The 9,410-nt window shown below is 45.7% G+C and carries 5 protein-coding genes; 2 read left to right on the top strand and 3 right to left on the bottom strand.

Annotated elements, in window-relative coordinates; all coding sequences use genetic code 11:
• A partial coding sequence (locus tag ACEW8S_RS02790; RefSeq protein WP_373516663.1) for a serine/threonine protein phosphatase occupies window positions 1-794 on the bottom strand: 794 nt, incomplete at its 3' end.
• A gap of 156 nt (window positions 795-950) precedes the next feature.
• On the opposite strand from ACEW8S_RS02790, the gene ACEW8S_RS02785 reads away from it, so the two are divergent.
• Window positions 951-3,332: a GAF domain-containing protein gene (locus tag ACEW8S_RS02785; RefSeq protein ID WP_373516662.1), complete on the top strand. Its 2,382-nt coding sequence runs from the start codon at window positions 951-953 to the stop codon at window positions 3,330-3,332.
• 80 nt (window positions 3,333-3,412) lie between these two features.
• Here the strand turns inward: ACEW8S_RS02785 and ACEW8S_RS02780 are convergent, their stop codons facing one another.
• Window positions 3,413-4,627: a Pycsar system effector family protein gene (locus tag ACEW8S_RS02780; protein ID WP_373516661.1), complete on the bottom strand. Its 1,215-nt coding sequence runs from the start codon at window positions 4,625-4,627 to the stop codon at window positions 3,413-3,415.
• 81 nt (window positions 4,628-4,708) lie between these two features.
• On the opposite strand from ACEW8S_RS02780, the gene ACEW8S_RS02775 reads away from it, so the two are divergent.
• On the top strand, window positions 4,709-8,431 hold the full coding sequence (locus ACEW8S_RS02775) for a metallophosphoesterase (RefSeq protein WP_373516660.1): 3,723 nt from the start codon (window positions 4,709-4,711) through the stop codon (window positions 8,429-8,431).
• 5 nt (window positions 8,432-8,436) lie between these two features.
• Here the strand turns inward: ACEW8S_RS02775 and ACEW8S_RS02770 are convergent, their stop codons facing one another.
• The gene (locus tag ACEW8S_RS02770) at window positions 8,437-9,330 is read right to left on the bottom strand and encodes an AraC family transcriptional regulator (protein WP_373516659.1); all 894 of its coding nucleotides are present in this window, start codon (window positions 9,328-9,330) and stop codon (window positions 8,437-8,439) included.
• Window positions 9,331-9,410 lie beyond the last annotated feature (80 nt).

Raw genomic sequence — 9,410 nt, 5'->3', positions numbered from 1 at the left:
GAAATTTTTCCCTCTTCGATTTCGATGCCCGTTATACTTCGGGGATGTACGCAACTTCCATCATTAAAAAAGGGAATATCACCCGGTTCGGGAAAACGGGGACGGTGCGTATGGCCGGTGACCATTATCAACTCGTCATTTTGCACGATCCAGTTCTTGATCCGCCGCTCTATTTTGATCAGTTCCTTATAGTTCTTGGCGGGGTTCGTGGGGTCGGCTATGCCCCATACTTGAAGGGGTTTCCAAAGTACCCGCACCAAGAACCGGCCCCAACGCCAAAACGTATAGTTCCACCAGTCGGCTTGATGGCCATGTACGAGAAGTATTTCCTGATGCGTTTTTTCGTGCTTCAAAACGATGGCCTCGTTGTAGGTTATGCCCTCCAAAAGCTTTTTCGATTCGCCGTCGATAGGCTCAAAATAGCTACTGAGATGGTTTTTTACGTAGTCGTCATCTTTGTAGACCATATCGTGGTTGCCCCAGATCATTTGTAATCGATTTTCAAGGTGGAATTTGCGAAGCAGCCCGTAGACATTCTTATGCGCCTCGAAAATCGATTCAAAATGGATGTTTTCCCAAAGTTCGTCGCCATCGCCTATCTCGCAGTATTGAAATCCGTTTTTGTAATAAAAGCTGAGAGCATGGTGATAGATATTGCGATTGTTCGCAAAATCATCTGCAAAACTGTTGTCACCCCTGTGACAGTCACTGAAAAGGATAAACTTCGAGCTATCGTCAAAAGCTATCCTTTTGGCATTTTTAAAGGCACGTGACAAGCGGAAGTTCGATGACATTTCTTAAGTTATTACAAGTTTACTAAGGTAATGAATGAAAAATGTATAGGTAGTTTGGATTGGTAGGTTTATTTGCATGATGCACCGAGCATCCAGCATCAACTCCTATCATATTCTTTTGTAACTTTATGTCCAATTTTACGACTTAGTACCACTATGATACCCAAAAGCGAAAAAGAATCCCCTTTACTTCAGGTCATCAGTTTCGACAAATTGTTGCGGCGTTACGATGCCATGGCGCAAAGCGACGATGATTTTTTGAAGACCAAGGCCGATTGGATCTTGAAGGCACAGGCCCCGTATCCTGAACTTCGGGAGGGATTTGGGGATGTTTCTCTGTTGAACAAGCATAAAGAAATCATCGAAATCGTGCTGCACGACGTGTTTTCAAATGTCCTCACCGACAACGAGATAAAAGCGGCGTCGCTTCCTTTCGACGATATTATTTTCAATGCTTCGGCACGGTTCAAGAAGATACTGGCGAATGCACGGGGAGACGGCTTCGTTCCCGAAATGCGCAATATGCCAGAAGGCCAAATGTATATTGTTGCCTGCACGGTCATCTTGAATTCCCATTATGGATTTCATTTTGATTTCAAACGGCCCTTGTTCTATGACATTCCCGATGCCAATGGGGTAATGAGGCATTACCGGATTCTGTATAACGCCGATTTTATGGAGATACTTCCAACTGAAAAATCGAAGCAACTGACCCAGGCCGATGTCGACGAACTATTGGATAATTTCAACGATGTCGCACTGTGGAAGGATAAAATCCCGCCCCATAGTTTTATAGCCAAGGGTTTCGTAATCTCCAATATGTTCGATGTTACCGTTGAACACTCCATATCCGAAATAAAATCGAGCCTTATCTCCAATAATCGCAGGGAGGGTAACAATTTTATGGAAAATCTTTTGGAGACGTTCAAATCGTTTTTCAACCTTCCTTCGATAAGGGCCGGCTTTGTGGAGTACGATCCGAAGAAAAACAGGTTCGAACGGATATGCGGTGCCGGAATGCAGAGTTTTATCCTACAGGATAAAGATGTGGAGCCCTGTACGGAAGCACTTTGCCAGAAATCCTACGAAAAATTATTGAACGATAACGATTATTTCGCTATTTCGGATGTCGACAGGAACTATAAAATGTCCAACGGAATACAACCCTACAAAAACCTAAAGGATCAAGGAATAAAAAGCGCCATTTTTGCCCCGATTGCCGATGATGGTAGATTATTGGGAGTGTTAGAGCTGGTATCCTCCGAGGTAAACGCCCTGAATAGCGTAAATGCAAATAAACTGGAAGGCGTTATGCCTTTTATCGTATCGGCTGTTATACGATCGAAGGCCGAGGAAGAAAACCGAATCGATGCCATTATCCAAAATGAATGTACCTCGGTGCACGAATCAGTATACTGGCGTTTTGAGGAAGAGGCCCAGCGCTTTATCAAAGACGAGCTCGAAGGTGGCCAGCCAACATTCACTGAAATTGTTTTTAATGACGTATATCCGTTATATGGGCAAATCGATATCAAAGATTCCTCCCAGGCTAGAAACCTTGCCGTGCAGCGTGACCTGATGATCCAACTTTCCGAGGTGAACAAAATACTGACCGCGGCATGGGAGAAAGGTCGGTTACCGGTTTACGAAGAGCTGATTTTTAGGGTCAACGACCACATCGAAGGTATTAAGGAGAGTATTGATACCAGCAGCGAGCAAGCTATTTTTAACTTTCTGCTTGACGAGATCCATCCGGTTTTTAACCATTTCAAGAAGTCGGACAGCGGGCTGAAAGATTTAGTGGTTTCCTACGAGGCCTCGATCGATATGGGTACCGATTCGTATTACGACCATCGAAGAAATTATGACGAAAGCGTAATGTTGGTCAACAAAAAGTTGGCCGCCCTGATCGATAAAAGGCAGGTAACCGCCCAAGCGATGTTCCCCCATTATTTCGAAAGGTACAAGACCGACGGGGTCGAGCATAACATGTACATCGGTGATTCTATTGTCGATAATGACAGCTTTGACCCGGTTTATTTGAACAATCTTCGGTTGTGGCAATTGCAGGTCATGTGCGAGATGGAGAACACCCATTACAAGCTCAAACCCAAGCTTCAGGTGCCTCTCGATGTAGCATCGCTTATATTGGTATACAACACCTCGCTCTCCATCCGTTTTCGAATGGACGAAAAGCGGTTCGATGTAGACGGCACCTACAATGCGCGCTACGAAGTTATTAAGAAACGTATCGATAAATCATTTGTCAAAGGTTCTAGCGAACGGCTTACCCAGCCCGGCAAAATGGTCATTGTCTATTCCCAAAAAAAGGATGAGCTGGAATATCTACGGTATATAAAATTTCTAAAATCGAAAGGCTATTTTACGGGCAAGGTCGAAATCGTAGAGTTGCAAGGGGTGCAGGGCGTTGCTGGACTCAAGGCCATCCGCGCCGATATTCTTTACAAGTCCGATGGCGATGCATCCTCGGAAAAAACCTACACTTACGACGACCTTATGGCGGAATTGGAAGGATAGAAAAATAAATTTATGGGTTTAGCGGTTTGAACAGCTTCGAAGTTGCAATTGTACCCTGAATTTACTTCAGCTTGAACTTGTCAGTTCGGTAAATCGATAATCCGCTCGGGCCCGTAAAACTTCAGCGCCACAAAAAAGGCGATGACCGATAGTACCATTCCGATCATGAATATAGTGTAGGTCCATCGTAAAAGCGCATATTTTCGGTTCAATACCACTCCCAAAAAATAAAGATCTTTAGACATGGTGTCATAGATATAGCCCTGATCTTTTACCAATTCCTGCATGGCCCATTCGTAATCTTCCAGTTTCATTTTATGGAAATTACCGAAAAAGATGAGGTTCACTTTTTTTGCTTTGACATCTTCTTTCGTGAATTCTCCACTGGTCACATTGGGCCGTGTAGCGGTCACCGACATAATCATCGAGGCAATACTGAACAGCACAAAAATAGCGGCCGGATATATAAGATAGTCATTTGAAGGGTTGTCCAGTTTTGGTATGAGGTTTGCCAGTACCAAAGAGATGATAATCGCGTTGACCGAAAGCAGTATGTTCGCTTTTGTATCCGCTATGTCGCTTAATTTCAAATGGTTGCGCATACTGGTACGGTACATGGTCTGTATGGCCCGTTCGGGACTCCGATCTTTGTACTTGTTCTTGTACTGCGCCTTCATCTCTTCCCGCTTGGCCCGCTTTTCGATTTTTTGCTTGCTCTGGACCAAGTTCTGTAAATTTTCGTCTTTTCCGGCTTGCCAGTTGTCCCGGGCATATTGGGTATAAAAACGATGCTCAACACGAAACATCTCGACGTTCATATCGCGCCATTCGTTTTGTGTGTATTCGGCGATGCCCAGTTTTGAGAGTTCTTCGCGCAACAGTTCCGAGGTTTCTACATAACTATCCGACCCGAAGTGCGAGGCATCGGCATCGCGAATGATCTCTTCCTGTAGATTTTGGGGCTCATATTCCCTTTGGGTGGCCATGATGAGGCCTTGAATATTTTCGATCGTTTTTTGTTCGCAGCCCTGTTTTCCCAAAAAATCGCCCGCGATTATACAGCTTGCCGCTTCGTGGTTTTCATGGCCCTGGGTATACCCGGTATCGTGTAACCATGCGGCAAGCGTCAATTCGTTCTTTTCTATATCTTTTAGGACGTAGTGCCCAAACAATTCTTTAGTACTTTTGACGACTCTTTGGGTATGTCGGAGATTATGGTACAAATACTCCGGATCTAGCTCTTTGGATAACAGATCTGTGACAAAATCTTCGGTCTTTTTAATGAGGGCAGACATACATTAGGTTTAATCGATGTGCTCAAAACGAGTTCACATTTTTAGGTATCCCAAAGTACAAAATTTTAGATGTCGGAGCGTATGATGAAACAAAAACTATTTGCATTTATTTGGATTTTATTGGTTTTTACGGGATGTGCCACGTATAAAGCCAAATATGCCGAAGGAGCCATCAAGGTCGATACACCGAATGACAAAGCCGTTTCCCATACCATTTATTTAGTAGGGGATGCGGGACAATCTCCCATGGGCGGTATGAAGGATGCCCTCAAGCTCTTTAAAAGGAAGCTTGACCGTGCGAACGCGAACAGTACCGCAATTTTTTTGGGGGATAATATTTATCCGGCGGGCATGCCAGACCCTGTCGATTCTACGGAAGCTTTTCTCAGGGCGAAAAACGATATCGACGCCCAGATCAAAACACTGGAGAATTTTAAGGGGAAACCGTTCTTTATTCCTGGAAACCACGATTGGTATACCGAAGGCTTAATCGGACTCAAACGTCAGCAAGAGTATATACAAGAAGCGCTCGACAGTGAAGAAGTTTTTTTTCCTGAGGATGGATGTCCCATTAAGACCATCGAGGTCAACGAAGACATCGCCATCATTGCCCTGGATACGGAATGGTACCTGACCAATTGGAACAAGCGCCCTGACATCAATGACAACTGTGATATCAAGAGCCGGGATCGATTTTGGTTGGAGCTCGAGGATGCCATTAAGGATAACCGCCAGCGGACCACCCTTATCGCCATGCACCACCCCATGTTCAGTTATGGCCAGCATGGCGGGCAATTTACGTTTAGGCAGAATTTCTATCCCAAGGGAAATTTCGGCCCCGTTCCTGTGCTAGGCACCTTAATAGACATTTTGCGTAAAACGACCGGTGCCTCCAGCGAAGATCAACAGAACAGACGATATATAGAACTGAAAAAACGGCTCATTACCCTGGCCCAATATTCAGAGAACATCATTTTGGCATCCGGCCACGAACACACCTTACAATACATCGTCGAAGATAATACACCGCAGATCGTTAGCGGTGCCGGTTCTAAAATGGACGGTACCCGATTGCTGAACGGTAGCCAGTTTTCTACCGGAAGAAGGGGCTATGCCGTTTTGGAAATCTATACGGATGGATCTTCCCAGGTCGATTTTTTCGCGGTAAATGAGGAAGATGACGAAGCCGAAGATTTCATGTTCACTACGGAAGTCCTGCCTCCTGAACGCGGTATTTCCGAAGAAAATTATCCAGATAACTTTCCCTCGACCGCCAAATCGGAAATCTATTCCAAGGAAGAAATCAAGAGAAGCGGTTTCTTCAAATTTCTATGGGGCGATCGATACCGAAAATACTATGCGACCGAAGTGACCGCCCCGACCGTCAGGCTCGATACCTTGCTTGGCGGGCTTAAACCCCTGCATAAAGGGGGCGGCCATCAATCGAAATCATTACGGTTGGGCCATGCGAACGGTAGCGAATATGTCATGCGTGCCCTAAAAAAGGATGCCGAGATTTATCTACAGGCCATGGCCTTTCAAGATAAGTATGTAATCGGCGATTTCGATGAAACCTTTACCGAAAGCCTGTTGCTCGATTTTTATACGGGTTCCCATCCTTATGCTCCCTTGGCGGTCGGTGGACTTTCAGATGCCGTGGGTCTCTACCACACGAATCCCAAACTGTATTACATCCCTAAACAGCCCGCTCTGGAAGATTTTAACGCGAGCTTCGGTGATGAGCTGTATCTATTGGAAGAACATGCCGGCGATGGCCATGACGGCCTAAAGAGTTTTGGATACTCCGATGAGCTGAAAAGTACGGACAGCATGCTGGAAGACCTTCGGGATGACGAAAAATACGCTGTCGATACCCAATTATACCTGCGGGCACGCCTTTTCGATATGGTCATCGGTGATTGGGACCGCCATGTAGACCAATGGCGCTGGGCGGAATTTAAAAACGAGGACACCGGTAAGATTCTGTACAAGCCGGTACCAAGGGATCGAGACATGGTGTTTTCAAAATACGGCGACGGCTTTTTGATGAAATTGGCTACACGGGTCGTTCCCGCATTGCGACTGATGGAGGGTTTTAACGATGAAATCCGCAACGTAAAAGGCTTCAATTCCTCTCCCAAGACCTATGTGCTCGATATGGCGTTGTTGACCGAAACCACGCTCGAAGATTGGCAGGAGCAGGCAGGGTTCATCCGCGAAAAACTGACCGGTGACGCTATTGACAAGGCCTTGTCCGCAATGCCCGAAGAGGTGCAGGATGAAACCATCCCGGAGATTAAACGGAAATTGCTGGCGCGATCGGCCGATTTGGAAAATACCGCCGAAACCTATTATAAGGTGTTGAACAAGTACGCCGTGGTTGTTGGTACCGATAAAGATGATTGGTTCGAGATCAACATCCTAAATACAAAGGAGACCGAGGTAAAGGTATTCCGCAATATTAAAGGGGAAAAGAAGAAACTATACTTCCAAAAGAAATTTGACAAGTCGGTTACCAAAGAAATTTGGGTGTACGGCCTTGATGATGATGACCGATTTGAGGTGCACGGCGAACACCGAAATCCTATAAAAACGAGGTTGATAGGCGGGCAGAACAACGATATTTACGATTTTGGGGAAGGTGGCAACCTTGACGTTTACGATTATCGCTCAAAGGAAAATACCTTCAAGAAGACCGGTGGCGCCAAGATACGGTTGACCGACGATTACGATACCAATACCTATTTGCCATTGCAACTGCGTAATTCGAGGAATATGCTCTTGCCGACCATCGGTTATAACCCTGATGACGGCGTAAAAATAGGCTTTAGCGATACCTATACCTACAAGGGTTTTAGGAAGAATCCGTTCACACAACAGCACAAACTCGATGCGGCTTTCTACTTTGCTACCAGTGGTTTTGAATTGGCCTATAGCGGCGAGTATGCCCATGTTTTCGAAAACTGGAACCTCGAGACGGCCGCAGGGTATACCAGTCCGAATTTCAGTATCAACTTTTTTGATTTTGGCAACGAATCCGAAAATTTCGATGATGATCTAAGTTTCGATTATAACCGGGTACGATTGCGGACCCTGAGATTGGCCCCGTCCCTAATTCACCGATGGCCAATGGGCGCCCAATTTAAATCCGGAATTACCTATGAATCGATAGAAGTCGAGGAAACCCAAGACCGGTTTATCAATACTTTCTATGTCGGCAATGGCGAAGAGAGCAGCAACAGTTTCATTGGGGTGAACGCCGAATACAGCTACGCCAATTTCGATAATGAGGCCTTCCCGACCATGGGCATGGCCACTTCGCTTGAGCTCGGTTATAAAACGAATCCGGGCAATGGCAACAGTTTCGGCTACGTTGTTCCCTCGTTTTCCTTGGATTATAAGCTGATGTCCAACGGCCGATTGGTCTTGGCCTCGAAGTGGAAGGCCCATTTCAACATCGGTGACGGTTATGAATTTTATCAGGCTGCCAATATCGGGGGTATCGATGGGCTACGGGGTTTCCGGAACCAACGGTTTACCGGAAAAAAGGCCTATTACCAAAGTACCGATATCCGTTTCAGTCTGCGGGAAATGCGTACCGAACTGCTACCTGTCACCATGGGTCTTTATGGCGGTTTTGATTATGGAAGGGTCTGGCTGCCCACTGAAAGCTCGAACGTCTGGCATACTTCGTACGGCGGGGGATTTTTCCTCAACGCTGCCGATATCCTTTCGGCACGTGTCGCGCTTTTTAATAGTGAAGACGGGTTGCGATTTTCTTTTGGATTGGGGTTTGGGTTTTGATTTGATCAATCACTAATGGGCATAAAAATCTCCGCCTGCCATTTCAGCGCATCCCCGCCCATATTGGGATTGGCATGAAAGATTTCCAAAGGTTTTTTATCTATGGGAATGTTGTTTTTCCCCGCATAATCGAGCAAGGCGTACCATGCCGTGTCGGAAGTGATATAGTTACCATTGTAGACGGCTCGGATGGCCGGTTTTTTTGCAATCTGTTTGTAGAAAATACTTGGTCTTTGTGGAAGGCTGTCCGACTTGATTACCGGGAAGCAAAAATTATATGTGAGACTGTCGTTTTGCATGTTCCAATCTTCCACTTCGATCATAGGCCTGCCATCGAGATCGATATTCTTTTCCGACATCATGCCGGTCAATAGCGAATAATACTCCATCATGCCGCGCGCTTTGTCGCCCTGCGTTCCTTTTAGCGCAACACATGCACAATATTTGGCAGGTATCGTATCTTTGCCGGTAACGCTGGCCTTGAAACTATCGAGATGTTCTTTTAGTACCTTTGCAAATTCTTCTACGGTTTTTTTCGTTCGATTCTCAAAATCGGTCGTCGAAAAGGGTATGGCCATGCGGTTGGCCAGACTGTGGGCGTCATCGGTTACATAGACCTTTACCTTTGAAACGGAATCGTTCACGGCTTGAAGTTTCCAGTGATAGATATAGGTAGAATCGTTGAACTTGATACGATATTTGAGGTCCGAAATGCCGTCTTGACCCAAAAATTCTGCGTCACCAAGCTTAGCGCCCCAAGACTTTAGCGTTTGGTTGATGGTACCCGGTAGGGCTTTTATCTCGAACCTGACGACATAATCGTGGGGTTTTAAAAAGAAATACCATATCAAGCTGCACAAGAGAACGGCCCCGAGCAATAGGCCAAGCTTCTTCCCCATATATTTTAATGGTTTATCCCACAGTATGTCATACCCTTTCCTTCACCTTTGTAATGGCCCGAAACTTCTGGGGGAGTTTA

The organism is Pricia sp. (genome assembly GCF_041745955.1).
Lineage (GTDB): Bacteria > Bacteroidota > Bacteroidia > Flavobacteriales > Flavobacteriaceae > Pricia.
This window is presented reverse-complemented; position numbering and strand designations above follow the sequence as displayed.

Coding starts and splice junctions, on each gene's coding strand:
- ACEW8S_RS02785 (WP_373516662.1), top strand. CDS start 951: ATGATACCCAAAAGCGAAAAAGAATCCCCTTTACTTCAGGTCATCAGT.
- ACEW8S_RS02780 (WP_373516661.1), bottom strand. CDS start 4,627: ATGTCTGCCCTCATTAAAAAGACCGAAGATTTTGTCACAGATCTGTTA.
- ACEW8S_RS02775 (WP_373516660.1), top strand. CDS start 4,709: ATGATGAAACAAAAACTATTTGCATTTATTTGGATTTTATTGGTTTTT.
- ACEW8S_RS02770 (WP_373516659.1), bottom strand. CDS start 9,330: ATGGGGAAGAAGCTTGGCCTATTGCTCGGGGCCGTTCTCTTGTGCAGC.